Genomic DNA, 26,851 nt, shown 5'->3' with positions numbered 1-26,851 from the left:
GTGAGGAGCCCATGGCGGTTTCAGAAGAAAATAAATCTCTCGCTCGCTACCTGAAGGACGTCACGCAGGGATCGCCGACCGTCACGAAGTATTGGGACGATGCTCATGTCAGCGATATCGATATCATGATCATCAAGGACGCCCCGGCCAAAGGCGTTTCAACCTACGCCTCGCTCGCCCTTTCGGACGTACGGACAGGCCTCACCTCGGGCGGCAAGGCGTTGGGCGTGGAGATCGTGCTGGCGCTGGCGACCGACTGCGCCGAAGGCGCCAACATGATCGCTACGTGCGGCTTCAGCATCAAGAAGGGCGAGGTCGTCCCCACGCCTGGCGCGATCATCCCACGCGTCCTGGAACTCTACGGCGACGGGCGCGACATGAAACACGCCATGCTCATCTCGCCGTTTCTGTGGGAGCTGGAAACCCAGACCTTCCCGGCCAAAACCGTCGCCTGGCTGCAAGTCCTGCCGATTTCCGACCCGGAGCGGGACTATGCTCTGGCGAACGGGCCCGAAGCGCTGGAGGACCTATTCGAGGAGCACCAGATCGACGTCTTCGACATCGATCGCCCTAGCGTCCTTTAAGGCTTCCGGGCCTTACTAGCGCCGTAGGCGAGATCGGGAATGGTGACGTTCAGCAGAATCCGGCCGCCGCTTACCCAAGCCGATCTGGCGTCGGTCGAGAAGCGGCTGGGCGTCATCCTGCCTGCGGACCTCAAGGACCATTATCTGCGCCACAATGGCGGAAGGCCGGCTCCTCGCTTCTTCGAAAAGAACGATGAGTGGTATGGCGTTCATCAATTCCTGACGATGATCCATGGCGATCGTAACACCGGCTTCGAAGAAACCTATCGCGACCTGGCGCTGGACAATCCCCTTTTCCCGGCGGGCGTCATTCCTTTCGCGGTCGACGAGGGCGGTGACTACTTCGCCTACAGCGTCAGGCCGGAGTCTTACGGCCAAATCCTGTTCGTCCAGTCAGACTATTTCCAAGAGCCAGATCGGTATCTTGTATTCCTGAGTCCCAGCCTGGCGAACTTCCTCGATGCGCTCGCCGACGAACTCTAGTCACCGCCTCGAAGGCTCCGTTGAATACGGAACAGGCCCATGGAATTCGATCCCGCCACCATCCTTCCCGCGCCGCCGCCGGAGCACCTCGAGACGCTGGAGGACTATTATGAAGTCCAGCTCCCAGAAGACTACAAACGCTTTGTCCTCAGCCATAACGGCGCCATCCCCCGCGCAAGGCGGTTCGATGCGGCCGGCGTGGAGCGGCTGATCGAACGCTTCCTGCCGGTCCTGGCCGACGCCGAAGACCATCCGCTGGGATGGCTGGAGCTCGAGGTCGTGGCGTCGCAACTCGACTCGCGCCTCACGGACGATCCCGACGGAGAGACCGTCACCCTCATCCCGATCGCCACTCTGTTCGCCGGCGACTTCCTCGTCGTGGACTATCGCGCGTCGGCGCTCGAACCGACAATTGGCCTGTGGGATCACGAACAGTCAGAGGACTTCGCGCCCGCCGTGACCACGGTGGCCAAGACGTTCAGCGAATTGCTTGCGATGCTACACTGACGCATCGCAAGCCATGCATGAACCTGCACCCCACGCTTCGCGTCTATTCCTACGTGACTTGACCGAGCTTCTGACCCAGGCCGCCAGCGCCGACCGGATGTTCAAGTCCGATCCGATCGACGAAGCTGACCTCGGCGCTCCGGTCTACACCGACCCGCCGGCGCTTTAGGCCGGTAGGAAACGGTCGGCAGACGTCACCAGCTTGTCGGTCGGCGTCGGCCCCGAGATCAGCGACGTCAGCCACGGATCCGGATTGCGCCCCGTGTCGATGACCGGGATCACCAGCTGGATGGAACCGCCGGCGTAGGACCGCCGCGTCTGGCGCCAGCCCTTGTCCTGGGCGGCGGCGGAGACCTTGGGCTGGAACTTGGTCGCGCCCCAGCACGCCGGAACGGCCTGGCCGCGCGGGACGTCCATGAACCAGACCAGCCCCTTGTCGCCCCAGTCGTCGCAGACGGCCCAGCGCTGGCTGACCTCCTTGACGAGGTGCTTGCCCGAGGGGCCGGCGGAGAGGATCTCGGCCACTTCGCTGCCGTACAGCCAAAACCGGCCCAGGCGCCCATTCACGCCGCGCCCGCTGTCGCTGAACCGCACCAGACGGATCGGGCCAGCGATGGTGGTGAAGCGGAAGAAGCCGCCCTCGAACGACTGGGCTTCCTGGACACTGATGTCGAAAGGACTCAAGGGCCTGCTCCCTGGAGAAGATCGCGACTTCGCGGGATTAAACTTTCAGAGTGACGGCGACGCCCTGCGATTGGAGCTGGCCGCTCATCCATTCGGCCACGGCCAGGGCGCAGGCCCGGTCACCGACCACGTCGGGCCACGGCACGCCGCCGGCCGCGCCATGGGTGCCGACGAACTTCTTCTCTTCAAGCACCCCGTCGCCGTCGAGCCAGCGGCCGGTGTTGTAGAAGTAGAACCGCGACTTGACCGGATTGCGGGCCCAGAAGCCCAAGCTGCGCGCCGTGCGGGCGTGGGCGACGAAGTCGACATTGTCCGGAATGGTCTGCGATAGGCCAAGTTCGCTGGTCTGCATGTCGACCGCGTCGAACAGGAACATCGCCTTGACGCGCTTGCCCTGCGCCTTCAGCCGCTTGGCGGCGACGATGGCGGTGCAGCCGCCGCGGCTATAGCCCACCAGCATCAAGGGGCCCGAACCGCCCTGCGCCGCGCCGACGGCGCGGTCGGCGATCTGCGACACCTCCTTGCCGGTCAGGGACGGCCCGCGGAAGTAGGCGCTTCCGACGACCTGCCTGGCGATCTGACTGGGGAAGGAGTTCCCCATCTCCTTGGCGTACTCCTTGTCGTCGCTCGGTCCCGTTCCATCGATGATGACGATCATACTCTCTCTCGCTGGCCAGAGGTCGCCGGAGCCTAGCGTCAGCACTCGCCTTACTCAATACACTCCACCACCATTTGTTGTAATTTCCAGAAAGTCCTTTTTCATCAACCAGATGATGTCAGAACAGTTACAGCAGAGCTTGCGCGCGATATTTCACAATAGCCTTGGAACCATTCCAAGGCTTAGCCGTTTTGGGCCGCCCTCAGACCATCAATCCTGTCGCGCTCCCGCCGGAAGGCGGCCAAAGCTTGACCATTGAGCGTCCGCCCCTGGCTCGTCTGGAAACTCATGGGATCGACCTGAACACCCTCGACGATGACCTCGTAATGAAGATGCGGTCCCGACGAGAGGCCGGTATTGCCGGAGAAGGCGATCGGCTGACCCTGGCGCACGGCCGTCCCGACCACCACGCCGGGCGCGAAGCGCGAGAGGTGCGCATAGGCCGTCTCCAGATTGGCCTTGTGGCGTATGCGCACGAAGTTGCCGTGGCCGCCGTGCGGACCCACGAAGTCCACCACCCCGTCGCCCGAGGCATAGACCGCGGTCCCCACCGGCACGGCGAAGTCGGTGCCCTTGTGCAGGCGGGTATAGCCCAGCACCGGATGCACCCTGAGTCCAAAGCTGGACGTAATGCGCGCGCCCTCCACCGGGGTCCGCATCAGCCCGCGCACCACGCTGACGCCATTGCCGTCGAACCAACTGGGCCGGGCGTCGCCGGGCGGCTGGAAGGCGTAGAGCGCCCGGGATTTCGCGCTGGTTTGCAGCGAGACATAGACGAGGCGCTCGCTGCCGACGACCGCACCTTCCGCGTCGACCTGCCGCTCGAACGCGGCCTCGAAGATATCGCCCGGCTTGATTTCACGCTGGAAGTCGAAATCGAAGGCGAAGGCGGCGGCGAAGTCGTCGATCAGCGAGTCGCGCACGCCGGCCGCGACAGCCGACGAATAGAAGCTGTTGGCGTCCATCTCGCCCCGCACGACCTTGATCTCGACGGTCCGGTTGGACGAGAGCGGCTCGGCGTCCACGGCCCGTGAGCCGTCGCCTCGCAGCCTCACCCCCGATCCATCGGCCCGTCGAAGTTCGACGCTGTCGACAAGGCCCGGCTGGCCCGAGCGAAAGCGCAGCGACACCCGAAGCTCGCCGGGCGCGGCGTCCAGCTTTTCGTTGGCCGCCAAACCCAGGCGGATCGCGCGATCCATGCCGACCCCCTCGGCGACGAGCGCGGACGCCAGGTCCTGAACCCGCGCGATCGCGAAGGTGCGGCGCAAGCCTTCGGGCGACTGTGGTGCGGCGGCGACCGCAGCAGGCGCCGAGGGTTTGGCGGGCGGGCGCCACAGGCGCCAGCCGACGGCTCCCGCCAACGCCAAGGCCACCACCGCTCCCCCGCCAAAAAGCATAAGCCGGCTCACGGTCAAGCTTGACCGTGACAAGCTTGACCGTTCGCGGATCATTTTCGAATGCGCGCCAGTCTTTCTGATCCAGCTTCGCGGATCGAAGGAAGGCTCGTCTTCTGAACGGCGATGCATCCGCTTCTCTTTGCTTGCGTTTCCCAAAGCATAGCTATGAGGGGCGCGCGAACCAGGGGCTATTGCTGGGAATACGGCTTCCGTAGCTCTACCGACTAGTGTTTAAGTGCAACCCCCAGGGGAACGAGGGAAGCGTATGCAGAGCGACAGCCGCGTCGCGTGGCGCGAAGGTCTATTCCTTCGGCAACAGCACTTCCAACAGCAGGACCGCTATCTGGAGGCGCTGATCACGGCCCGGGCGAACAGCCTGCGCCCCTATCCGTGGGGGGTGTCGCAACTGAAGATCAACGCCGACCTGGCGGCCCTGGGCAAGTTCGCGGTCGAATCGCTGTCGGGGGTGCTGCCCGACGGTTTGCCCTTTTCGATTCCCGGCGATCTGCCGCCGCCGCCGCCGCTCGACATCCCCGCCGACGCCCGGGACGCTATCGTCTATCTCACTCTCCCCGCCCGCCAGGCTGGCGCGGTCGAGTTCAAGGGACGGGACGAGCGCGACACCGCCGCCGTGCGCTATCTGGTCGACGAAGAGGACGTCACCGACGCCTTCTCCGAAGAACGTGGCCAGGAGCCCATCGAGGTGGCGCGCCCCAACCTCGCCTTCGGCGTGACCCAGGACCAGACCTATGGCCGCGTGCTGCTGGGCCTGGCGCGGATCCGCGAGGTGCACAACGGCGCGCTGGTGTTCGACGATCGCTATATCCCGCCGGCTCTCGACATCCAGGCCAGTCGCCGGCTTGCCGGCTTTCTGACCGACATCATCGGCCGAGCCGCCCAGCGGGTGGACGAACTGGCGCTGCGCGCGGTCGAGGCCACCGATGGCGGGGCCGAGACCTTCGCCAGCTTCCTGTTGTTGCAGGCGCTGAACCGCTGGACGCCCCAGCTTCGCCATCTGGACGCCCTGCCCGGCGTCCATCCAGAGCGCCTGTACGAAACCTTCCTAGGCATGGCGGGCGAGCTGGCCACCCTGACCCGGCCGGATCGTCGACCGCCGCCGTTTCCCGCCTATGTCCACGAGAAGCTGCAGCCGACCTTCGAACCGGTCTTCGAGGCCCTGCAGGCCGCGCTCTCGGCGGTGTTCGATCGCTCGGCGATCCAGCTTCCGCTGCAGATGGCCGGGCTGGGCGCCTACACCTCGCGCATCACCGACCACAATCTCTACAAGACCGGCTACTTCTATCTGGCCGTCAACGCCCGCGCGTCGCTGGACGATATCCGCGGGCGCTTCCCGTCGATGGCCAAGATCGGCGCGGTCCAGAAGATGCGCGAGATCGTCGACTCCGCCCTGCCCGGCGTGCCGCTTCGCCATACGCCTACGCCACCGCCGCAGCTGCGGGTGATCCCGGGCTACGTCTACTTCGAACTTGATCGCTCGGTCGCCGACTGGCGGGACTTCGCCAGCGCCGCGGCCCTGGGCCTGCACGTGGCCGGCGACTGGCCGGATCTTAAGCTCGAGCTCTGGTGCGTGAAGGGAACCGGCCGATGAGCGACAGCGACGACCCGAAGAACCCGAACAAGACGGTGTTCCGGCCGTCGCCGCTGCAGAACCTCCGCACGCCGGGCGGGCCGCCCTCGCCCGCGCCCGCGCCCTCGCCGGCTTTCACCCCGACCTATTCCGGCGACTTTTCCTCGCCTCCGGCTCCGCCCCCGCGGCGCCGAACCGCCAGCGACGACGACATCCCTCTGCCGCCGCCGGCCGGCCGGGCTCGCAATCCGATGATGATGGCGGCCGCGCCGCTGTTGTCGCTGATCATCGGCGTGCGGTCGGGACGCGTACGGCTAGGTCTGCCCGAACTGCACCAGAAGGCCTCGACCGAGGTGGCGGCCTTCGACAAGGCGCTGCATGCGGCGAACTACGACGCCGAAACCCGGCAACGCGCGCTCTACGCGGTCTGCGCCACGGTCGACGACGTCGCCCAGAACCTGCCGGGACAAGCCGCCGACGGCGCCGAATGGGCGCGCCGGAGCATGGTCGTCCAGGTGTTCACCGAGAACATTGGCGGCGATCGTTTCTGGCGCCTGCTGGAGGACATGCTGGCCCGCCCAGCCCAGTTCGCCGACCTGATCGAACTCTATCACGCCTGCCTCGCCGCCGGGTTCGAGGGGCGTTATCGCGTCTCGCCCGACGGCAAGCGCCAGCTCCACGAGATCATGGCCAGCTGCTACGCGGCGCTGGACCATGTCCGCGCGCTCTCGCAGACGGAACTGACGCCGCGCTGGCGTGGACATCCGACGCCCGCGACCAAGGTCGGCTTTTGGGCGATCCTGGCCCTGGCCGGCGCGATCGCCCTTGGCGTCCTGCTCGTGGCATTCATCTTGTTCCGCGTGATGCTGATGCAGACGGGGCAGCCGTCGTTGGCGGCCCTGAAGGCCATCAATCCCGACCAGCCGCTGCGCATGTCCCGCCTCGCCGCGCCGCCGCCGGCGCCCACCAGCACCCAGCTGCAGCGCATCCAGGGTTTCCTGGCGCCGGAGATCGCCCAACACCTGGTCACGGTCGAGCAGGACAGCCAGTCCATCCGCGTGCGCACCACGATCGGCACGCTGTTCAAGTCGGGGTCGGACAAGCTCGAACCCAACGCCGACAAGCTGTTCGCCCGCATCGGCGCCGCCGTCGAAGCCGAGCGCGGCCCGGTGCGCGTCGAGGGTCACGCCGACACCGATCGCCTGACCAGCATCACCTTCCCCGACAACTTCGCGCTCTCGAAGGCCCGCGCGGACGCCGCCGCCGGAGTTGTCCGCGACCAGCTGACCGACAAGGCGCGCGTCAGCACCGAAGGCTTCGGCGACAGTCAGCCGATCGCCTCCAACGCCACGGCGGCCGGCAAGGCCCTGAACCGCCGCGTCGAAATCGTCATTCCGCGTGGTGAACAGGCGCCATGAAGCGTTTCTTCCTGAACTGGTGGCTGCTGACCGGGCTGGCCGCGATCCTGATTGCCGTCCTGCTGGCCCTGGTGCTGCCGCTGGTGGCGCCGTTCCTGCGCCCGTGGTGGGTTCGGCTGCTGCTAGCCCTCACGGTCGCCATCGTCTGGGGCGTTTTCGCGACTTTGCGCGTCCTGCGCGCCCGCAAGGCCTCGGCCGCGATCGCCGAACAGTTGGCCGCGCCATCGCCCGGCGACGCCGAGGCCGAGGCGCTGTCGGGCCGGATGCGCTCGGCCCTGGCCAAGCTGAAGACGGTGGCCGGCGAGCGGCGCGACTATCTCTACGCCCGGCCGTGGTACGTGATCATCGGTCCGCCGGGCGCGGGCAAGACCACCGCCCTGCTGAAGTCGGGCGTGCGTCTTCCCTTCGCCGACGCGGCGCTGAAGGGCGTGGGCGGCACGCGTAACCTCGACTTCTGGTTCGCCGACGAAGCGGTGCTGGTCGACACCGCGGGCCGCTACACCACCCACACTTCCGACGCCGCGGTCGACCAGAAGGGCTGGGAGAGCTTTCTTGGCCTCCTGCGACGCACGCGGCCGTTGCAACCGATCAACGGCGTTCTGGTCGCCATCGGCCTCGACGAGATCCTGAACACCGACCGCGCCGGACTGGACGACCACGCCACCGCCGTGCGCCGGCGGCTGGCCGAGCTGCGGCGAGTGCTCGAGGTCTCGGCGCCGGTCTATGTGCTGTTCACCAAGGCCGACCTGCTGGCCGGCTTCGGCGAGTTCTTCGAGGATCTCGACGTCGAGGGCCGCCGCGCAGTGCTCGGCGCCAGCCTTCCGCTGGAGCAGCCCTACGATCTAGAAGGCCTGCTGGGCGAGTTCGACGCCGTGGTGCAGGCCCTTTCCGACCGAGTCGCCAAGCGACTGCAGGAAGAGACCGATCCACACAGGCGTAGCCTGATCCTCGGCTTCCCCGCCCAGGTCGCCTCCTTACGCGCGCGCCTCGCCCGTTTCCTCGACGGCGCTCTGATCGCCGACCAGGATACGCCGGCCAAGCTCCGCGGCTTCTACTTCACCAGTGGCGTGCAGGAGGGGGCGCCTCTCGATCGCATCCTCGGCGACGTCGCCGCCGTCTATGACGCGCCGGTGGTGGCGCGGCAGGGTCAGGGCGGACGGGCGTATTTCCTGAATCGCCTCCTGAAGGAGGTGATCTTCGCCGAGGCCGGCCTGGTGCAGGCCTCGCCCCAGGCGCGGGCGCGGCGACGAACGGCCCTGATCGCCGGCGTCAGCGCCGTGGCCGTCGTTTCGGTGGCGGTCGTCGCCCTCTGGTCGGTCAGCTATGCGCGCAATCGCGCCCTGCAGGACCGGCTGCTGACGGGCGCGCAGAACATCAGCGCCGAAGTGCGCGAGACCGGCGTCGATCTGGTCGAGGTGCGCGATGGCGACCCCGACCTGGAACAAGCCCTGTCCTTGATCCGGGCGTTGCGCGAGCTGCCACGCGGGTACGGCGACCAGGCCAAGGGCGGCGCGCCGCTGATGATGCGCTGGGGCCTGTTTCAAGGCGCTCACGCCAAGGCCGCCAAGCAGGCCTATCTCGACTCCCTGCAACGCATCCTGCTGCCGCGCCTGCTGCTGCGGCTCGAGCGCTACATGCAGGAGCACGCCCAGGAACCGCTCAAGCTCTACGAACCTCTGAAGGTCTATTTGATGTTGGGGGGCCTGGGCCCGCTCGACGCCAAGGCGGTCAAGGCTTGGGTCAGCGACGACTGGGAGGAGACCGTGTTGCCGGGCGCTGATCGGGCCGAGGTGCGCGCGGAACTGTCCCGACATCTGGACGCCATGCTGGCCGATCCGCAGCTCGGCCGGGTCTGGCCGGGGCGCGAAGCGCCGCTGGACGGAGCCTTGATCGACTCGACGCGCGCGGCGGTCCAGACCCTGTCCCTCGCCGACCGGGCCTATGCCATCCTCCGCCAGAAGGCGGCGGCGAGCGACCAGGCCGATTGGCGCGCCGACACGGTGCTGGCCAGCGGCGACCGGCAGGCCTTCCTGAACGGCGAGGCCGTGCTGCAGTCGACCGTGCCCTATTTCTTCACTCGCGCGGGCTTCGAGCGGGCTTATCAAACCGGCCTGCAGACTGTCGCTTCGGATCTGGAAAAGGATCTCTGGGTGATGGGCGACGACGCCAACAAGACGGCGATCCGCAGCCAGATCGCCCAGGTTCGGCCGGGCGTGGCGGCGCTCTACGCCAAGGAATACATCGCCGCCTGGGACGGCGTGGTGCAGAGCCTCAAGCCCGCCGATTACTTCTCCAATCCGAGCGCCCTGGGCGCCTTCACGCGCACGCCGTCCCCTCTGAAAGTGCTGCTGCTGGAAGTGCGCAAGAACACGAGCTTCGGCAAGCCGCCGCCCATCCGCGCGCCCAGCAAGCTGAAGGCGGCGGCGAAGATCGTCGGGGCCACGGTGCTGGACGCGGGCGGTGTCGACGCCGGCAAGACCATCTCCAACTACTTCAAGCCGCTCGCTGACTATGTCGGCGATGGCAAGGGCGCGGCGCCGATCGACGAATTCCTGGCCGCGGTCAAACAGGCCGCCTCGGCCAACATGGCCGCGGGCGTGGCTGGCGGCGGGCTGGGCGGCGTCTCGGCCCAGGGCCAGTTGGCTTCGGCCCTTGGCCAGGTCGCCACTGCCGGCGTCGTCGCCCCGCCGCAACTGCAGGGCTTCGTCGCCGAAGCCACCCGCACGGGCAAGGGCGCGGCGGTGTCGTCGGCCCAGAACGCGATCGCCCAGGAGTATGCCGCCAGCCTGGCCGGCGCCTGCCGGAGCGTCAGCGAGAACCGCTATCCGTTCTACGGCGCGGCGCGGAATGACGGGACGGCGGGCGAGCTGCTGCAGGTCTTCGGCCTCAACGGCCAGTTCGACAGCCTGGTCCGTGATCGTCTCCAACCGCTGCTGGTCACCTCCGGACCGATCTGGCGCTGGCGCGCCGAGGACCCGATCGCGGCCACCTTCGATCCGACCAGCGCCGAGCAGTTCCAGAAGGCCGCCCAGGTTCGCGACCTGTTGACCTCGGGCCTTCCGATCAAGGTCGAGGCCGCGGGCTTCGGCGGCGCCGTCACCGCGGCCGAATTCTCGGCCGGCGGAACCACCTATCGCTTCGAGCCCAGCACTGTCGGCGCCAAGCCGGTGATGTGGTCGATCTCGAGCCTGCCGGAGGCCCATCTCATCCTCTATGCCGGAACCAAGGAGCTGCGCCGTTTCGAAGCCCAAGGCCCCTGGGCGCTGTTCCATCTGATGGACGCGGCGCAGAAAGAAAACGCTGGCCCAACCAGCCTCAAGGCGACCTTCGGCCAGGGCGCCCAGTACTTCTCGCTGAAGGTCAACCTGCCGTCCGACAAGAACCCGTTCGGGCGCGGCGGTCTGTGGTCGTTCCGATGCCCGGCGAAGCTGTGACGCCCCCCCGCGCCTTCGCGTTCGGCAAGCTGCCGACCCATGGCGACTTCGTCGCGCGCGGTCTGACGCCAGAGGCGCGCGAGACTTGGGACGCCTGGTCGAGCGCGGGCCTGGAAGCGACCCGCGCGGCGCTCGGCGAGGCCTTCGAGGCCCGCCACGACGCCGCCCCGCCCGTGCGCTTCACCTTCGGCCCCGGAGCCTTCGGGTCTGGATGGAGCACCGGCGCCCTGACCGCCTCGATCGACACTGCGGGCCGGCGTTTCGTTCTGGTTCTGGGCGCCTACACCGACCAAGCGCCATCGGCGAGTGAACGGATCGCCGAGGCGGCGGAGCAAGAAATCTACCGCGCGTTCGAAACCGCCGCGGACGTCGACGCGATGGTGGCCAACGCGCAAAATGTCTTCCACACTATGGAATCAGAGCCCGAGCCGGACGCGCACGGACGCTTCTGGCGGCCGGACTCGCCCTTCGACATCTCCGCCGGCCAACCGCCCGCCGATCTGATCATACGGGCCTTGACGATAGAGGGAGCCGTCCATGGATGACGGGAGTTTGCGGATCCGCGACGCCATTCTGACCCATCCCGGCAAGGTGCGGAGCGACAACGAGGACCACGTGCTCGCGCGCCCCGAGGAGGGTCTCTGGGCCGTGGCCGACGGCATGGGCGGGCACGCCAACGGCAAATGGTCGTCGAGAACGATCGTCAACGCCCTGGAGGCGGCCACATTGCCCGCCGACTTCGCCGCCGCGTCGAGCGCCGCGGCGGCGGCGGTGCACAAGGCCAACGAGCGGATCTGGCTGAAGGCCGGCGGGCAGCCCATGGGCTCGACCGTCGTGGTCCTGCTGCTGCGCGAGCGACGCTTCGCGGTTTTCTGGGCGGGCGACAGCCGTTGCTACCTGCTGCGCGGGGGCAAGCTCTACCAGCTGACGGTCGACCACTCGCAAGTGCAGGAGATGGTCGCCTCGGGACGCCTCACCGCCGAGGAGGCCGAGAACCATCCCATGGCCCATGTGCTGTCGCGCGCGGTAGGGGTCGGGCCTCAGCTGGAGCTGGACGCGGTGTCGGACGAAGCGAAGGTCGGCGATGTCTTCCTGGTCTGCAGCGACGGCCTGACCCGGGTGATCCCTGACGACGAGTTGGCGACGATCCTGGCCAATGGAAATCCAGGCGCCGCGGTCGACAGCCTCGTCGCCACGTGCCTGGAGCGCGGCGCACCCGATAATGTCAGCGTCGCCGTAGTGGCGTGCGACGAGACCACCTTGCTGGCCCTGGCCTGACCATCCGAGCCTGATCGCCGCCGAGACGTTCGCGGCGGCGATCAGGCCCGAGGCGGCCTAGCCTTCATGTCGGCGGCGGTGCGCTCGTAAGCCTCGCGGAATTCCTTGGCGAAGACTTCCATGAAGGCTTCGTCCGAACCGCGCGTGACGCCTTCGAATTCGCGTTCATAGGCCTGCCACAGCGCCGCGGCGCGGGCGCCGGGCACGATCTTGGCCAGCAAGCCCTTGTTCTCCGCCCGCGCCCGAATCGCCGAGGGCGAGAACCGATCCAAGGTCGACGCCAATGCGCCCTGCATCGCCATCAAGGTCGCCATCTGGTGAGCCTGCAGGTCTCGAAAAGCGTCCTCCACGGCGCGGTCCGAGGGCATGAAGCCCCGGTCGGGGCGATTGAGCATTTGAGCCAAGGCGCGCTCGGCCGATCGCGTGAACTTCAGCGGATTGTTGCCGTCGAACTCCAGAGCCGTGCCCTGAGCGCCCAGTTGCGCCTTGGCCCGGGCCCGAGCCTCCAGCATCACCACGAGGCCGCCCATCAAGCGCCGCAGAAGCCCGCCGGCGGTCGCCAGCACCTGCTGCGGAGAATCCCCGAGATCCTCCGGTCGCAGGCCCGAGCCCCCGAGGAAGGCATTCCATTCGGCGCTGGCCGTGGAGGGGCGCGGTTCGGGCGCGCGCGATCGTGGCGGCGGAGCGGGCGGAGTCGTGCCCGTCGTCGGGACGGGTGGCGGCGCGCTCCAGGCGGCTGCCGCGCCCGATGGCGCGGTCGCTGGCGGCGCGGCGGCCGGAGCCGGCGCGAACCCGCGGTCCCAATCGACCTCGTTCGTCTGCGCCAGCCGCCCCCAAACGTCGTCGGCCGACGGCGCGGCGGGCGCGCGTGGCTCGCTGGACCAGGCCGAAGGCGGCGGCGCCTCGGGCGATGCGGGTGTCCAGGCCGAGGTGGGCTCCGGCTGGGATCGCACGCGCGGCGGCGCCCAGGCGCCCGCCGCGGCCCCCTGCCCGGTGATCGCCGCCTTCGGCGCGGGCTGGTCCCAACGGCCGGGCTCGCCGACCGTTTCGCGGGCGCCGTGACTGTCCCAACCGCTCCAGGCGACCGGCTCGGGAACCGGATCATTGGCTGGCGCCTGATCCAGCCGCGCCTCGATCTCATAGTGTCCGATCAGGATGACGTCGCCGTCGTCGATGCGGTGTGGCGCGGAAAGCCGCGCGGTCGAGTGATTGACGAAGGTGCCGTTGGTGCTGCGATCGACCAGCACATAGGCGCCGTCATGGTACTCGATCTCACAATGGGCCGAGGAGATGTAGCTGCGCGGATCGGGCAGGCACCAGTCCATGTGCGGCGACCGGCCGATGCGCGCGCCGTGCCGGTCCAGGGCCAGCCTGGCGGTCTCGCCGTTGTCGAGCCGATCCAGAGACTTGATGGTGAGGACGAGGGTCATGGACGTCCATCTTCGTTGCCGACGGCCAGAGCCTCGCCGAGAGCGAGCGCCGCGCGCAAGCCCTCCTGACGTCGACCACTGTCGGTGGCCGCGGTCAGCACCGCCCCGGCGGCGAATTTTCCGGCCGCGTCCTTGGGCGCCAGCAGCGGCTCCAAGTCTGCGGGCGCCAACGAGCCGCCGGAGAAGAAGACCGCCAGGGCGCACATTCGCTGGGGACTGGTCCCGCTGGCGTTGGCGGCCGCGTCGAACGCCGCGCGCCGCCGGTTGTCGCTGGGGTCGGTCAGCCACCGCAAGGCCGCGTCCAGAGCTTCCACGTCCCGTTGCGGAAGATCGGGCGGCGCCAGGTCGCGGACGGCCTGGGTCGCCCAGGCCACCGCCTCGTAACGTGGCAGGGCCTGGCCGAGGAACATCGCCGCGTCGTCATCCCGCCCCTCGGCCAGCAACCGATCGAAGAAGAGCTCGGGCGGCTGCGCGTCGTGCTCGGATAGGGGCCACCCCAGGATCGCGGTGACTTGGCCCGCCTCGGTCCAACGAACCTGTTTCCAGCGCTTCATTGCAGGTCCTAGTTAATCTTGACGACGCCGCCCGTGATCGTGGTCGCCGTCGTACCATCGACCTCCGTCATGGTTCCGAGCACCCTCTGCAAGGTCGTGGCGTCACTGACGATCGTCAGCGAGCTCAGGGTGATCTTCGAGGGATCCATGACGATCGAACTCGACCCGACCTTCAGCGTGATGCTCTTGGCAGCTTCGATTGTCACCGCCCCCTTGTCCACCTTCACCGAGTAGTCGCCCGACCGGATCGTGGTCGAATCGTTCTGCTCGATCGTCGTGGTGCGATTGCCCTGGCTGACCTCGTGGGTCTGGTTGCCGGTCTCGACGGTGGTGGTCTCGTGGCGCTTGACCGCCGTCACCCGGTCTCGGCCGACCCGCGTGGCGCGGTCGCGTTGCACCGACAGGCTGTCGTCCAGCAGCACCTCGCGCACCATGGCGCGCTGGGCGTGGATGTAGATCTCCTCGGCCCCGCCCTTGTCCTCCAGGCGGATCTCGTTGAAGCCGAGGCTGTTTGGCGCCGGCGTCTTCTCCGCGCCGCTATAATCGCCCAGACGGCCGACCGTCTGGGTCTTCCAGAGCGACCGCGTCTTTTGGGCGGGCAGGTCATAGGCGTGCTTGCGCTGACCGTTATAGACGCGGCCGGTGATGATCGGCCGGTCCGGGTCGCCGTTCAGGAAATCGACGATCACTTCCTGCCCGACGCGCGGGTGGTCGACATTGCCGAAGCCTTCGCCGGCGGCGTGGTGCGAGACCCGCATCCAGCACGAGGTCTTGCCCGGCTGATCCGGCGAGCGGTCCCAGTGGAACCGCACCTTCACGCGCCCCCATTCGTCGACATAAATCACCTCGCCGGGCGGTCCGGTCACCGTGGCGGTCTCGACCCCGGTGGAGACCGGTTTGGTCGCATTCAGCGGCGGCCGGAACAGCGTGTCGCCCGGAATGGCCACGACGTTCACCCGTCGGGCCTGGCGGTCGTCGCCGCTGCGATGGCTCTCGGCCTCGATCACGTGGTTGAGGCCGGTGATCAGATATTCCTGGTTGAAGCGATCGACCCCGGCTTCCGTCAGCGTGAACAGGCCTCCGCAGGCCAAGCCCAGTACGTCGCCGCCGCCGGTGTAGAGCCTGCGCGGCGCCCGGCTGGCGGCCAGCCGCGATTGCCCCCTCGCCTCGCCTTCGGCCTGCTCGGTGAAGTCACCGAGATACTCGTAGACCTCCAGCGCGTCGCCGGGATGCTGCCCCGCGCCCTTGGCGACCGCCTCGACCGGATTCTGAGGCTTGGTGAAGTCGAAACTGCGCAGGGTTACGGTGGCTTGGCTGACCGAGCTGACCCGCTCGTTCCAATCCGACAAGGTGTCGGGCGTAGTCGCCTCGTCGCCCGACACGGGCAGGAAACGGATGGACTCGTAGCCTGGCGCGGGCTGGTGCGCTGACTTGCCGTCGCAGAGCACCAGTTTGTGGGCGGCCTCCTCATGGCGGAAATAATAATAGACCCCTTCGTCCTCGAACAGGCGCGAGAGGAAGTTGAAGTCGCTCTCCTTGTACTGGACGCAGTATTCCCGCGGCTTGTACGCGCCTGTCAGCTTGTCGAACTCGACATCCTTCATCCCGGCATCGGCGAAGACCTGCTTGGCGATGTCGATGATGCTTTTGTCCTGGAAGATCCGGTAGTTCAGGTTCTGGTCCAACAGCGCGAACCAGGGCTTCACCGTTAGGCGATAGTGAGCGCCGCTGATGTCCACCTTGGTCAGGACCGCGTCCGTCAACAACCCATGGAAGTAGCGGACATGGTCCATTTCATCGCCCACGTCGAACGACACGGGCTTGCCGATGTGCGGCAGGAAATCGATCTCGTCGACGGAAAAACCTTCTGCGACAATAACAAAGGGCTCGCTTAGACGTTCGATCGCCTCGAAGCGCTCAAGGTTAAGCTTAGCCGTACCGAGAGCGACAGATATGGCCGCCTGCCGATCCATTAATCGCTCCTGTTACTAAGCTCTACCATACGACGGTCCGACGATTGCAACTAGGTGTAGCCGTTAAATTTCAAATCTCAACCGGATGCACTTGCCAAATCCGTTTGTTCGGCCACACTCCGCGCCGTTCTTCGACCCTCAACCTCGCAGCCCGAGGTTGCAGTCGGACCTCTGAAAAAAGCTGAGACGGCTTCACACATGGCGCTTGATCTTGGTCGACTGCTGGCGCCGGTATCCGACGAGGATCCGACCGGCCCCGACCTGGCCTACGACCCGGCGCGATACGAGATCGAGCAAGCGTTCGAGACCGAGGTCTCGATCGACGCCTCGGGTGTCGAAGCCCAACCTTCCGAGGTCGATTGGCGCCCCGTCGTCGATGGGATCGCCGAGCAGAGCGGTCGCACCAAGGACCTTTGGCTGGCGGTCTATCTGTGTCGCGCCGGCGCGCGCGCCGGCCAGCTTGAGACCGTGGAGGTCGGCGCCCGCTACCTGTCCGGCCTGCTCGAAACCTACTGGCCCGCGGTCCATCCGCGGCTCGAGGACTACGGCTTTCAGGGCCGCAAGGGTCCTTGCGACTCCCTGACCGGCCAGGCGCAGTTCCTCGCGCCGCTGCGCAAAATCGTCCTGATCAATCATCCGCGCCTTGGCCGCTATTCCGTCGACGACTTCGAACGGTTCCGCTTGGGAGGTGAAAGCGAGCAAGGCTACGGAATGTTCCGGGCCGCGCTCGAGGAATCGCAACTCGAGGGCTTGGACGAGATCGTCCAGCGCCTGAACACGATCGAGGACAGCCTGCGGCGCGCTGACCTGGTGCTGACCGCCAATGCCGACGACGGCGGCGGAACCAACTTCAAGCCGACCTACGAGACGCTCGGCCAGATGCGCCGGGCCGTCCAGGCGTTCCTGCCGGAACCGGCGAACGAAGAAATCGCGGAACCATCCGTGCAGCCGCACGTTGCACCGTCAAGCTTTTCAAACGTCGCTTCTGTCGGGGCGCGTATCGAGACTCGCGACGACGTCGTCAGAGCCCTCGATGCGCTCAGCGACTACTACCAGCGGAGGGAGCCGGGACACCCGATCCTGACGCTGATGCGGCGGGCGCGGGATTGGGTCGGGTTGGATTTCATGTCGATCTTGGAAGACATCGCTCCAGGCAGCCTCGATGAGGCGCGCTCGGTTCTGCAATCTCGCAAGCAACGAGAGCAGGCAACCTAGAATAAAATAACTTCACTTGACATCCATCTAAGATGGAACAAGCCTTCAATATCCATGTAAGCTCTAACTTCTGGTGATTAATCATGGCATCGAACAAAGGCGGGCAGAGGTTCATTAAAGAGAACCGCGCACCCCGCGTTCACATCGAGTACGAAGTCGAAACCTTCGGATCGCGCCAGAAGATCGAGCTTCCGTTCGTGGTCGGGGTGATGTCCGACCTTTCCGGCAAGTCGAACGTCGAGAAGAAGCCGCTCGACAAGCGCGACTTCGTCGAGTTCGACATGGACAATTTCGAGCAGAAGATGGAGGCGATCGCGCCGCGCGCCGCCTTCACCGCCGACAACACGCTGACTGGCGAAGGCAAAATCGGCATCGACCTGACGTTCCGGTCGATGGAGGACTTCTCCCCCGGCCAGGTGGCCAAGAACGTCCCGGCGCTGGCCAAGCTGCTCGAGGCCCGCCAGCAGCTCAACGACCTGATGGTCTACATGGACGGCAAGGACGGCGCGCAAGACCTGCTCGACAAGGTCCTGAAGGATCCCGAGCTGATGAAGGCCCTGGCCGCGGCCAAAGCCTCCGCTCCCGACAACAACGCGTAGTTACGAATGACCACGCACGCCCTTACCGCTGGGAGGCCTTGATGGCAGAGACGCTTCAACAGACCGTCGCCCCCGCCGCCGACGAAACCGTCACGGCCGACGATTTCGCCACGTTGCTGCAACGGGAATTCAAGCCCAACACCGACGCCAAGCAGGCGCGGATCGAAGAGGCTGTCCGGACCCTGGCCCAGCAGGCGCTGGAAGACGCCCAGGTCATCGGGGGCGATGTCTTCTCGACCGTGGACGCTCTGAAGGCGGCGATCGATCGCAAGCTGACCGAACAGGTCAACAAGATCATCCACCACGAGGAATTCCAGAAGCTGGAATCCGCCTGGCGGGGCCTCTGGTACCTGGTCGGCAACACCCCGACGGGCAAGGACCTGAAGGTCCGCGTCCTCAACGTGTCCAAGGACGAGACCCGCAAGATGCTGCGGCAGTTCCGCGACGCGGCCTGGGACCAGAGCCCGCTGTTCAAGAAGATCTACGAGGCCGAGTTCGGTCAGTTGGGCGGCCAGCCCTATGGCGCCTTCATCTGTGACTACGCCTTCGATCACACCGCGCCCGACATCGAGGTGATGAAGGGCCTGGCCAAGATCGGCGCGGCCGCGCACGCCCCGTTCATCGCGGCGGCCGATTCCGAGCTTCTGGGTATGAGCAGCTGGCAGGAACTGGCCAATCCGCGGGATATCGCCAAGCAGTTCGACGCCACCGACTACATGGCCTGGCGCTCGTTCCGGGCTTCGAACGACAGCCGCTACATGGCCCTGACCCTGCCCCGCTTCCTGGGCCGTCCGCTCTACGGCGCCAATAGCGAGCCGGTCGAGGAGTTCGCCTTCGAGGAGGACACGGACGGCGGTCAGCACGACAACTATCTGTGGCTGAACGCGTCCTACGCCTTGGGCGTGCGGATCACCGAGGCTTTCAAGACCTACGGCTGGTGCACGCGCATCCGCGGCGTGGAGTCCGGCGGCACGGTCGAGGATCTGCCGACGGCGATGTTCCCGACCGACGACGGGGCCATGGACGCCAAGTGCCCGACCGAGATCGCGATCTCGGACCGGCGCGAGGCCGAGCTCTCCAAGGCCGGCCTGATGGCCCTGATCCATCGCAAGAACACCGATCAGGCCACCTTCATCGGCGCGCAAACCCTGCACGCGCCGAAGGCCTATGAGGACGCGGACGCCACCGCCAGCGCCAATCTGTCGGCCCGCCTGCCCTACATCTTCGCCAGCTGCCGGTTCGCCCATTACCTCAAGTGCATGGTGCGAGACTGGATCGGCAGCAGCCGCGAGGCCCCGGCCCTGACCAGCGACCTGCAGTCCTGGATCATGCAGTACGTGGACATGCAGCCCGACTTCTCGACGGAAGAAGACAAGGCTCGCAAGCCCCTGAAATCCGCTTCGGTGGATGTCATCCCCGACCCCGAGAACCCAGGCTACTACCGCGGTGTCTTCCGCATGGTGCCGCACTACCAACTCGAGGGGATGGACGTGTCGCTCAGCATGGTCTCGCGACTGCCCAAAAGCGCGAACTAGCTGCCAGTAAAATCATTTCTCGTGAGGAGAGCGCCTTATGGCCGTGGATATGTTCCTGAAACTTGAAGGCATTAGTGGCGAGTCCAAGGACAGCAGCCACAAGGGAGAGATCGACATCCTGGCCTGGAGCTGGGGCATGACGAACTCGGGCACCGCCCACGTCGGCGGCGGCGCCGGCGCCGGCAAGGTCAACGTGCAGGATCTGTCGTTCACGAAGTACGTCGATCTGGCCAGCTCGCCGTTGATGCTGGCGGCGGCGAACGGCAAGCACATCAGCAAGGCCACGCTGGTCGTGCGCAAGGCGGGTGAGACGCCGCTGGAATACATCACCATCACCATGACCGACGTCCTGGTGACCTCGGTCTCGACCGGCGGCAGCGGCGGCGAGGATCGCCTCACCGAGAACGTGTCGCTCAACTTCGCCAAGGTCGAGTTCGCCTACAAGGAACAGTCGCAAGCCGGCAAGGCCGCCGGTACGGGCGACTTCAAGTGGGACATCGCGGGCAACGTGAAGTTCTAAGCGTCCCGCACGGGTCCTCGGCGAGATCATAGAAGCCAAAATGACGATGGACGCCGACGACCTCCTGCGGGCCGGTGATCTGGACGGCGCGCGCAAGGCCCTTGTCGAAAGGGTCAAGCGCGCGCCCGACGATCAGCCGGCGCGTATGTTCCTGTTCCAGCTGTTCTGCATTCTCGGCGAATGGGACAAGGCCCTGGCCCAGCTGAAGGCTCTCACCCAGCTGTCGCCCGAAGCCCAGATGCTGGCGGTCGCCTACAACGTGGCGATCAAGGCCGAGATGGCGCGGGAAGAGACCTTCGCCGGGCAGTCGCCCCCCGCCCTGCTGGTCGGCGGCGAAGCCTGGGCCGGCGACCTGGCCATCGCGCTGAACGCCGCCATTCAAGCGCAGGACGACGAGGCCCGAGCCGCGCGCGAGCGCGCCTTCGACGCCGCGCCCGACACACCCGGACAATTCAACGACCGCCCTTTCGACTGGATCGCCGACGCCGACCCGCGTTTCGGTCCGTCGCTGGAAGCGGTCATCCACGGCCGCTGGGGCCTCGTGCCCTTCGATGCGATCCGCAAGGTCACCAGCGACGGTCCCCAGGACCTGCGCGACCTGGTCTGGCTGCCCGTCGAGATCGAATTCAAGACCGGTCAATCGGTCGGCGCCCTGCTGCCCGCCCGCTATCCCGGAACGCCGCTAGAGACCGACGCCGGCCTGCTGCTGGCGCGCGCCACCGACTGGCGCGCGGCGTCCCTGGGAGACGAAGGCGTCGGCCAGAAACTCTGGTCGCTCGGCGAGGACGAGGACGTCGGCATCCTGGCGCTTCGCCGTCTGGTCTTCGCGTGATGGCCGCCCGGATCAACCCTACCCTGTTCGACAAGCTGGTCGCCGACCTCGACATCGAAGGCGTGCGGGACGATCCGAAGATCGAGACCCGCCAGGTCAGCCGCGCGACCACCACCCGGCTCTATCCGATCCTCAAGCTCGAGCGCTTCAACGAGTCGGCCTTGCGCGCCACCGTGCTGCGTGAACTCAACTGGATCCTCAACACCACCCATCTGGGCTCCGTCCAGGACCTCAAACCTTATCCCGAAGTGGCGACTTCGGTGCTGAACTATGGCGTGCCGGACATGGCGGGCAAGCTGCTGCAGCGCGGCGCGATCCTGGCCAGGGCTCGTGAAATCAAGGAAGGCATCCGCCGGTTCGAGCCGCGGATCGCGCCGCGTCGGCTCGACGTCACCGCGGCCGCCGGCGCTTCCAAGCCCAACGCCGTCACCTTCGTGATCCGCGCCGACGTCACCAGCGCCGTGAAGGCCCTGCCGGTCGAGTTCCAGACGGACGTGGAGATCGACACCGGCTCGGCGACCCTGCGGGAGTAGGCGCATGGATCCCCGGCTGCTCAGGGCCTACAACGAGGAACTGCTCTATCTGCGCGAGACCGCGCGCGAGTTCGGCGAAGAATACGAGTCCGTCGCGGGCCGCCTGGGCCTGAACGCGCCGGCCGACACCGATCCCTATGTCGAGCGACTCCTGGAAGGCGTGGCCTTCCTGGGCGCCCGCGTGAAGCTGAAGCTTCAGGACCAGTTCCCCGACTTCACCCAGCACCTGCTAAACGCCATCCAGCCCCACTACCTGGCGCCGACACCGTCGATGTGCGTGGCGGCGCTGGAGCCGCGCGAGGGCGACCACGCGATCGCCGTCGGCTTCAAGATACCGCGCCTGACCGAGATGTCGGCCGTCGGAAAGGACGACGCGGCCACGCCAGTCACCTTCCGGACCGGCCAGGACGTCACCCTGTGGCCCCTCAAGATCACCGAGGCCGAGTACCTGCCGACCCGCGCGGCCGTCTCGGCCTATGCGGGCGCGGCGGGCGTTCGCGCCGAGGCGGGCTTGCGCCTGAAGTTCGGCGGCCTGGGCGGCGTTCCCCTGTCGGCGATCGCGCCGGACGCCCTGCCGATCTATCTGGACGGCTCGGAGCTGGTGCCGGGCGAACTCTATCGCCAACTGATCGGCGACGCGGTCGCCACCGTGGCTCGCTCCGTGGACTCGGCGGCGGGCGCCGGGGCTTGGGTCAAACTCTCGGTCGCCGAACAGCACGGCTTCGAGGAGGACTGCGCGCTGCTGCCGAACGGCCGGCGCTCGTTTCGGGGCTATCGCATCCTGTCGGAATATTTCGCCTGCCCAGAACGGTTCCTGTTCGTGCGCCTGCGTGAGCTGGGCCGGGCCTTCGCCGGATGCCCGGGTGAGTGCGAGGTGGTGTTCCTGTTCAACCGGGCGGCCGGCGCCCTGGCCGGCGCGGTGTCTCCCGCCAATTTCCGACTCTTCGCCACGCCGGCCGTCAACCTGTTCGAAAAGCAGATCGACCGCGTCGCCATCACCGAGTTCGACCACGAGCACCAGCTGATCGCCGACCGCACCCGGCCACTCGACTTCGAGGTCTACCGCGTGCTCGAGGTGACGGCCTACTCGCAGAAGAATGGCGACGCCCGTCCGGTCGCGCCGCTGCACGCCTTCGGCAGCCTGCTCTACGACTGGAGCGAGGCGCTGTTCTACGTGACGCGGCTGCGCCACCGGCGCCTGTCGACCAAGGAGCAGCGGCTGCGGCGTCGCGCCGATTATCTCGGCACGGAGACCTGGATCAGCCTGGTCGCGCCGGGCGAGCCGAGGCGCCTGGAGGGCATCTACGAGCTGGGCGTGCGCGCCCTGGTCACCAACCGCGAGCTGGCCGAGAACCTGCGCGTGGGCGGGACCACCGACTTCCGGATCAGCGGTGTTCCGGTCAAGGCGGCGACGATCGTCCGCGCGCCCACCAAACCGCGTCCGCCGATGGGCATCAGCGACGGGGCTTGGCGGGTCATCGGTCACCTGACGCCGAACTACGCCTCGTTCGCGCTGGACAATGACGATGACCCGTCGGTCCTGCGCGATCACCTGGCGCTCTATGGCCGCACCGACGACCCGCACCTGCGCCGCCAGATCGACGGCGTATTGGCCATTCGCTCCGAGCCGGTGACGCGGCGGGTGCCGGGCGCGGGACGCAGCGCTTTCGCCCGCGGCCAGCGGCTACGCCTGAAGCTGGACGACGCGCCGTTCGAGAATGGACGGATGTTCCTGTTCTCGGCGGTTCTCGAGCGATTTCTCGGCGAATTCGCCACCGTGAACGCCTTCACCGAATGCCTCTTCGATAGCCCCCAGGAAGGAACCTTCGCGCAATGGCCCCCGAGAATGGGCGAGCGTCGCAACATCTAGACTTCCTTCGCCGAGCGGCGGGGCAAGCGCGGCGGTACGGCCTGTTCGGGCTTCTGCGCGCGGCGGAGGCGCGCGCCGTCGACATGCCCCGGATCGGCGACGCCCGCCTGCCCTCGCAAAACGTCGTCGATCTGGCCCAGGTCCCGTCGCTTAGCTTTCCGGGCTCGACCCTGGAAGGGGTGACGATCAAGGGCGGGCGCGCCAGGGTCGAGGGTTATTGGCTGGGCCTGACCGGGCCGATGGGGCCCCTGCCCCTGCACATGACCGAGTTCGCGCACTACGAACGCCGCTACGCCAAGGGCCAGCCGTTCGGGCGCTTCCTCGATGTTCTGGCCGGTCGGATGCTGCAGTTCTTCTATCGCGCCTGGGCCGAGGCCAATCCCGCCGCCAACGCCGACCGTCCGCTAGACGATCGCTTTGCCTCCCGCCTGGCCGCCCTGACCGGCGCCACCGATGGCGTACGGGAAGACGCCGCCTTCCCCGCCCGGGCCCGCCTTTACTATGCCGGTCTCTACGCCTCTCGCCGCAGCGCCGCCGCGATCGAGGACGCCGTCGCCGATTTGGTGGGTTCGCCCGTCGAATTGATCGAATACCAGCCGCGCTGGCGTGACATCGAACCCGCCGACCAGACGCGCCTGGGTGGGCGCTTCAACAGGCTGGGCGACGACGCGGTCTGCGGTCGCCGCACCAGCACGGTCAGCGACGCCTATCGCATCGCCGTGCATGTCGACACCTTTCGCGACTACGAGGACCTGATGCCTGGCGGCCCGCGCTTCGCCGTCGTGGCCGAGGCGCTGGACTCCTTCGCGCCGTCGCACCTGGAATGGGACCTGCAGGTCGAGGTCAGCGAAGCCGCGATGCGTCCTACCGCCCTCGACGGTCGCGCCCGCTTGGGCTGGACCAGTTGGATGAACCCGCCGCCCGGCTGCGGCCCGCGCGCGGAAACACGTCTGGGCCCCAGCGCCCGCCGCATCGCCCGCGCGGCCACAAGAAGTCCGGGCGCGAGAAGAGGTGTCGCATGACCGAGATCAATCGCTCCGCGCTGTTCGGCCGCCTCAGCCCCACGGGTCTGAAGAGCATCGAGACCGCCACCGGCTTCTGCAAGCTGCGCGGCAACCCCTATGTCGAGCTGGCGCACTGGATCCACATCCTGCTCCAGGATCCTCGCAACGACGTGGGCGCGATCCGTGCGCGGTTTGGCCTGGACGAGGCCAAGCTGGCCGGTGACGTGGTGGCCACCCTGGACGCCCTGCCGCGTGGGGCGACGGCGATTTCCGACTTCTCGCCGCAGATCGAAGAGGCCATCGAGAAGGGCTGGCTTTACGCCTCGCTAATGTTCCAGGCCGGCCGGGTGCGCACCGGCCACCTCGTGTTCGGCATGCTCAAGACCCCGACCCTGCGTAATGCGCTGTTCTCGATCTCGCGAGAGTTCCGCAAGATCCCGGCCGACGCCCTGGCCGACAGTTTCGACCAGATCGTCGCGGGATCGGCCGAGATCGGCGGCGCGCCGGCAGCCGAGAGCGTCGCCGAGCCCGCCGGCGCCGCGATCGGCGGGTTCGCCGGGACCGGGGAAACCTTGGCCAAGTATTCGGTGGACCTGACCGAGCGGGCGCGGTCGGGCGAGATCGACGCCATCGTCGGGCGCGACGCCGAGATCCGCCAGGTGATCGACATCCTGCTGCGGCGTCGCCAGAACAATCCGATCCTCACGGGTGAGGCGGGTGTCGGCAAGACGGCCGTGGTCGAAGGCCTGGCCCGACGGATCGTCGACGGCGACGTGCCGCCGGCGCTGAAGGACGTCACCTTGCGATCGCTCGACATCGGCCTTTTGCAGGCCGGCGCCGGGGTGAAGGGCGAGTTCGAAAAGCGCCTGCGCCAGGTGATCGACGAGGTCGAATCCTCGCCACGCCCCATCATCCTGTTCATCGACGAGGCCCATACTTTGATCGGGGCCGGCGGTCAGGCCGGCTCGGGCGACGCGGCCAACCTGCTCAAGCCGGCGCTGGCGCGCGGTCGCCTGCGTACGATCGCCGCCACCACCTGGTCCGAATATCGCCAGTACATCGAGAAGGACCCCGCCCTCACCCGGCGGTTCCAGACCGTCAATGTCGGGGAGCCGGAAACCAGCGTCGCCGTCTCGATGCTGCGCTCGGTCTCGCCAGCCATGGAAAAACACCATCAGGTCGTGATCCTGGACGAGGCGGTCGAGGCGGCCGTCAAGCTGTCCCAACGCTACGTCCCGGCCAGGCAACTGCCGGACAAGGCGGTCAGTCTGCTCGACACCGCCGGCGCTCGGGTGGCCGTTTCGCAGCACGCCACACCCGCCGCCGTCGAGAGCCGCCGTCGTCGTGTCGAGCTGCTGAACGTCGAGCGCGAGATCGCCGCCCGTGAGGCCGAGGGGCACTATGCCGACAACAGTCGCGTGGGCCGGCTCGAGGAGGACATCACGGCCGCCCAAACCGAACTCGACCTGATCGAAAGCCAGTGGGCCGCCGAAAAGGACGCCATCGCCAAATTGAAGGCCGCGCGGCAAGCCCTGACCGAGGCGAAGACGGCGGGCGCGAGCGACCTCGCCGAACACAAGGCGGCCCTGGACGCGGCGTTGCGCGCGCTCGCCGCGGTCCAGGGCGACAACCCCATGGTCTTCGCTGAAGTCGACGCCGATGCCGTGGCCTCGGTCGTTGGCGACTGGACCGGCATTCCAGTGGGCCGGATGGTCAAGGACGAGATCGCCTCGGTCCTGACTCTCGCCGACCAGCTCAAGCGCCGGGTCGTCGGCCAGGACCATGCGATGGACGCCATCGCCAAGCGCATCCAGACCAGCCGCGCCAAGCTCGACAATCCCAACAAGCCCGTCGGCGTGTTCATGCTGTGCGGCCCCTCGGGCGTCGGTAAGACCGAGACCGCCCACGCTCTGTCGGAGCTGCTCTATTCCGGCGACGACAGCCTGATCGTCATCAATATGAGCGAGTTCCAGGAGGCCCACACGGTCTCGACCCTGAAGGGCGCGCCCGCCGGCTATGTCGGCTATGGCCAGGGTGGTGTGCTGACCGAGGCGGTGCGCCGGCGGCCCTACTCCGTCGTCCTGCTCGACGAGGTGGAGAAGGCTCACCCGGACGTCCACGAGATGTTCTTCCAGGTGTTCGACAAGGGCTACATGGACGACTCCGAGGGTCGCCATATCGACTTCAAGAACACGTTGATCCTGCTGACCTCGAACGTGGGTTCGGACCTGATCGCCTCGCTGTCGGAGGACGAGGAGATGAAGCCCGAGGCCGAACCGCTGGCCCAGACCCTGCGGCCCGAGCTGCTGAAGGTCTTCCCACCCGCCCTGCTGGGTCGCCTGATCGTCCTGCCCTACTACCCGCTGTCGCCCGCCATGCTGGAAGGCATTGTCCGCCTGCAGCTGGACCGCATCAAGAAGCGCATCGCCGAGCACCACGGCATCGTCTTCACCTACGATCAGGCCGTCGTGGCCCTGATCGTGTCGCGCTGCACCGAGGTCGCCTCGGGCGGGCGGATGATCGACGCCATCCTGACCAACACCATGCTGCCTGAACTGTCCGTCGCCCTGCTGGAGCGCCAGATGGCCGGCGAAGAAATAGCCAAGATTGTCGTCGGGGTGGAGAACTCGTCGTTCATCTATGCGTTCGAACAGGTGCAAGCGTCACCACAGAGCGACGCGCCCCAGTTCCAGGAAGCCGTGGCCTGATGCCCAAGACGCCGACCGACCAGGCGACGGACCGCGACGAGGCATCG

General features: G+C 67.1%; 23 protein-coding genes. 17 read left to right on the top strand and 6 right to left on the bottom strand.

Annotation, left to right across the window (positions count from 1 at the left end; all coding sequences use genetic code 11):
* Positions 1–11: 11 nt before the first annotated feature.
* Genes ASC70_RS01670 through ASC70_RS01660 form a run of 3 tightly spaced genes read left to right on the top strand, consistent with a single transcriptional unit; the run spans position 12 to position 1,574 of the window.
* Complete coding sequence (locus ASC70_RS01670) at positions 12–584, top strand: suppressor of fused domain protein (RefSeq protein WP_056045830.1); 573 nt, start codon at positions 12–14, stop codon at positions 582–584.
* 39 nt (positions 585–623) lie between these two features.
* Entirely contained in the window at positions 624–1,067 is a 444-nt protein-coding gene (locus tag ASC70_RS01665) for an SMI1/KNR4 family protein (protein WP_056045827.1), read from the top strand.
* Positions 1,068–1,106: 39 nt separating this feature from the next.
* Positions 1,107–1,574 (top strand): SMI1/KNR4 family protein, encoded by a 468-nt coding sequence (locus ASC70_RS01660; RefSeq protein WP_056045824.1) that lies wholly within the window; start codon positions 1,107–1,109, stop codon positions 1,572–1,574.
* 165 nt (positions 1,575–1,739) lie between these two features.
* Here the strand turns inward: ASC70_RS01660 and ASC70_RS01655 are convergent, their stop codons facing one another.
* The 3 genes from ASC70_RS01655 to ASC70_RS01645 form a co-directional block, all read right to left on the bottom strand.
* The gene (locus ASC70_RS01655) at positions 1,740–2,258 is read right to left on the bottom strand and encodes a hypothetical protein (RefSeq protein WP_056045822.1); all 519 of its coding nucleotides are present in this window, start codon (positions 2,256–2,258) and stop codon (positions 1,740–1,742) included.
* A gap of 37 nt (positions 2,259–2,295) precedes the next feature.
* Positions 2,296–2,916, bottom strand: coding sequence for a thioesterase domain-containing protein (locus tag ASC70_RS01650; RefSeq protein ID WP_047410978.1), 621 nt, complete (start codon positions 2,914–2,916; stop codon positions 2,296–2,298).
* 182 nt (positions 2,917–3,098) lie between these two features.
* Positions 3,099–4,289 carry a M23 family metallopeptidase gene (locus ASC70_RS01645; RefSeq protein WP_162247168.1) on the bottom strand — a complete coding sequence of 397 codons (1,191 nt, stop codon included), beginning with the start codon at positions 4,287–4,289 and terminating at the stop codon, positions 3,099–3,101.
* Between the two features lie 289 nt (positions 4,290–4,578).
* On the opposite strand from ASC70_RS01645, the gene tssK reads away from it, so the two are divergent.
* The 5 genes from tssK to ASC70_RS01620 are packed head-to-tail and all read left to right on the top strand — an operon-like array spanning position 4,579 to position 12,031.
* Positions 4,579–5,922, top strand: a complete 1,344-nt coding sequence (tssK, locus tag ASC70_RS01640) for a type VI secretion system baseplate subunit TssK (protein ID WP_047410975.1) — start codon at positions 4,579–4,581, stop codon at positions 5,920–5,922.
* Complete coding sequence (gene icmH / locus ASC70_RS01635; protein ID WP_056045816.1) at positions 5,919–7,319, top strand: type IVB secretion system protein IcmH/DotU; 1,401 nt, start codon at positions 5,919–5,921, stop codon at positions 7,317–7,319. Before tssK ends, icmH begins: the two co-directional genes overlap by 4 nt.
* Positions 7,316–10,753, top strand: coding sequence for a type VI secretion system membrane subunit TssM (gene tssM, locus ASC70_RS01630; protein ID WP_056045813.1), 3,438 nt, complete (start codon positions 7,316–7,318; stop codon positions 10,751–10,753). The genes icmH and tssM overlap by 4 nt, the downstream gene beginning before the upstream one ends.
* Positions 10,750–11,298, top strand: coding sequence for a type VI secretion system-associated protein TagF (gene tagF / locus ASC70_RS01625; protein WP_162247167.1), 549 nt, complete (start codon positions 10,750–10,752; stop codon positions 11,296–11,298). The genes tssM and tagF overlap by 4 nt, the downstream gene beginning before the upstream one ends.
* On the top strand, positions 11,291–12,031 hold the full coding sequence (locus ASC70_RS01620) for a PP2C family serine/threonine-protein phosphatase (RefSeq protein ID WP_056045808.1): 741 nt from the start codon (positions 11,291–11,293) through the stop codon (positions 12,029–12,031). The genes tagF and ASC70_RS01620 overlap by 8 nt, the downstream gene beginning before the upstream one ends.
* A 41-nt stretch (positions 12,032–12,072) precedes the next feature.
* Here the strand turns inward: ASC70_RS01620 and tagH are convergent, their stop codons facing one another.
* The 3 genes from tagH to ASC70_RS01605 are packed head-to-tail and all read right to left on the bottom strand — an operon-like array spanning position 12,073 to position 15,988.
* Positions 12,073–13,461, bottom strand: coding sequence for a type VI secretion system-associated FHA domain protein TagH (tagH, locus tag ASC70_RS01615; protein ID WP_056045803.1), 1,389 nt, complete (start codon positions 13,459–13,461; stop codon positions 12,073–12,075).
* Entirely contained in the window at positions 13,458–14,015 is a 558-nt protein-coding gene (locus tag ASC70_RS01610) for a hypothetical protein (protein WP_056045800.1), read from the bottom strand. Before ASC70_RS01610 ends, tagH begins: the two co-directional genes overlap by 4 nt.
* A gap of 8 nt (positions 14,016–14,023) precedes the next feature.
* The gene (locus ASC70_RS01605; RefSeq protein WP_056045797.1) at positions 14,024–15,988 is read right to left on the bottom strand and encodes a type VI secretion system Vgr family protein; all 1,965 of its coding nucleotides are present in this window, start codon (positions 15,986–15,988) and stop codon (positions 14,024–14,026) included.
* A 198-nt stretch (positions 15,989–16,186) separates the two neighbouring features.
* Here ASC70_RS01605 and ASC70_RS01600 point away from each other — a divergent pair, with 198 nt between their 5' ends.
* The 9 genes from ASC70_RS01600 (at position 16,187) to tssH (ending at position 26,804) form a co-directional block, all read left to right on the top strand.
* Positions 16,187–17,203, top strand: coding sequence for an ImpA family type VI secretion system protein (locus ASC70_RS01600; RefSeq protein WP_056045793.1), 1,017 nt, complete (start codon positions 16,187–16,189; stop codon positions 17,201–17,203).
* Between the two features lie 83 nt (positions 17,204–17,286).
* The gene (gene tssB / locus ASC70_RS01595; RefSeq protein ID WP_197056732.1) at positions 17,287–17,802 is read left to right on the top strand and encodes a type VI secretion system contractile sheath small subunit; all 516 of its coding nucleotides are present in this window, start codon (positions 17,287–17,289) and stop codon (positions 17,800–17,802) included.
* 41 nt (positions 17,803–17,843) lie between these two features.
* Positions 17,844–19,337, top strand: a complete 1,494-nt coding sequence (gene tssC / locus ASC70_RS01590; protein ID WP_047410941.1) for a type VI secretion system contractile sheath large subunit — start codon at positions 17,844–17,846, stop codon at positions 19,335–19,337.
* 37 nt (positions 19,338–19,374) lie between these two features.
* The gene (locus ASC70_RS01585; protein ID WP_047410932.1) at positions 19,375–19,857 is read left to right on the top strand and encodes a type VI secretion system tube protein Hcp; all 483 of its coding nucleotides are present in this window, start codon (positions 19,375–19,377) and stop codon (positions 19,855–19,857) included.
* Positions 19,858–19,897: 40 nt separating this feature from the next.
* The gene (locus ASC70_RS01580) at positions 19,898–20,689 is read left to right on the top strand and encodes a type VI secretion system accessory protein TagJ (RefSeq protein ID WP_235519198.1); all 792 of its coding nucleotides are present in this window, start codon (positions 19,898–19,900) and stop codon (positions 20,687–20,689) included.
* Positions 20,689–21,222, top strand: coding sequence for a type VI secretion system baseplate subunit TssE (gene tssE / locus ASC70_RS01575; RefSeq protein ID WP_047410923.1), 534 nt, complete (start codon positions 20,689–20,691; stop codon positions 21,220–21,222). Before ASC70_RS01580 ends, tssE begins: the two co-directional genes overlap by 1 nt.
* A 4-nt stretch (positions 21,223–21,226) precedes the next feature.
* On the top strand, positions 21,227–23,092 hold the full coding sequence (tssF, locus tag ASC70_RS01570) for a type VI secretion system baseplate subunit TssF (protein WP_056045791.1): 1,866 nt from the start codon (positions 21,227–21,229) through the stop codon (positions 23,090–23,092).
* Complete coding sequence (tssG, locus tag ASC70_RS01565) at positions 23,056–24,114, top strand: type VI secretion system baseplate subunit TssG (RefSeq protein WP_082539675.1); 1,059 nt, start codon at positions 23,056–23,058, stop codon at positions 24,112–24,114. The genes tssF and tssG overlap by 37 nt, the downstream gene beginning before the upstream one ends.
* Positions 24,111–26,804, top strand: coding sequence for a type VI secretion system ATPase TssH (tssH, locus tag ASC70_RS01560; RefSeq protein WP_056045788.1), 2,694 nt, complete (start codon positions 24,111–24,113; stop codon positions 26,802–26,804). Before tssG ends, tssH begins: the two co-directional genes overlap by 4 nt.
* Positions 26,805–26,851: the final 47 nt, after the last annotated feature.

The organism is Caulobacter sp. Root343, assembly GCF_001425745.1.
Taxonomy (GTDB): domain Bacteria; phylum Pseudomonadota; class Alphaproteobacteria; order Caulobacterales; family Caulobacteraceae; genus Caulobacter.
Note: the sequence above shows the minus strand (reverse complement) of the source record. Positions and strands in the feature narration are given on the sequence as shown.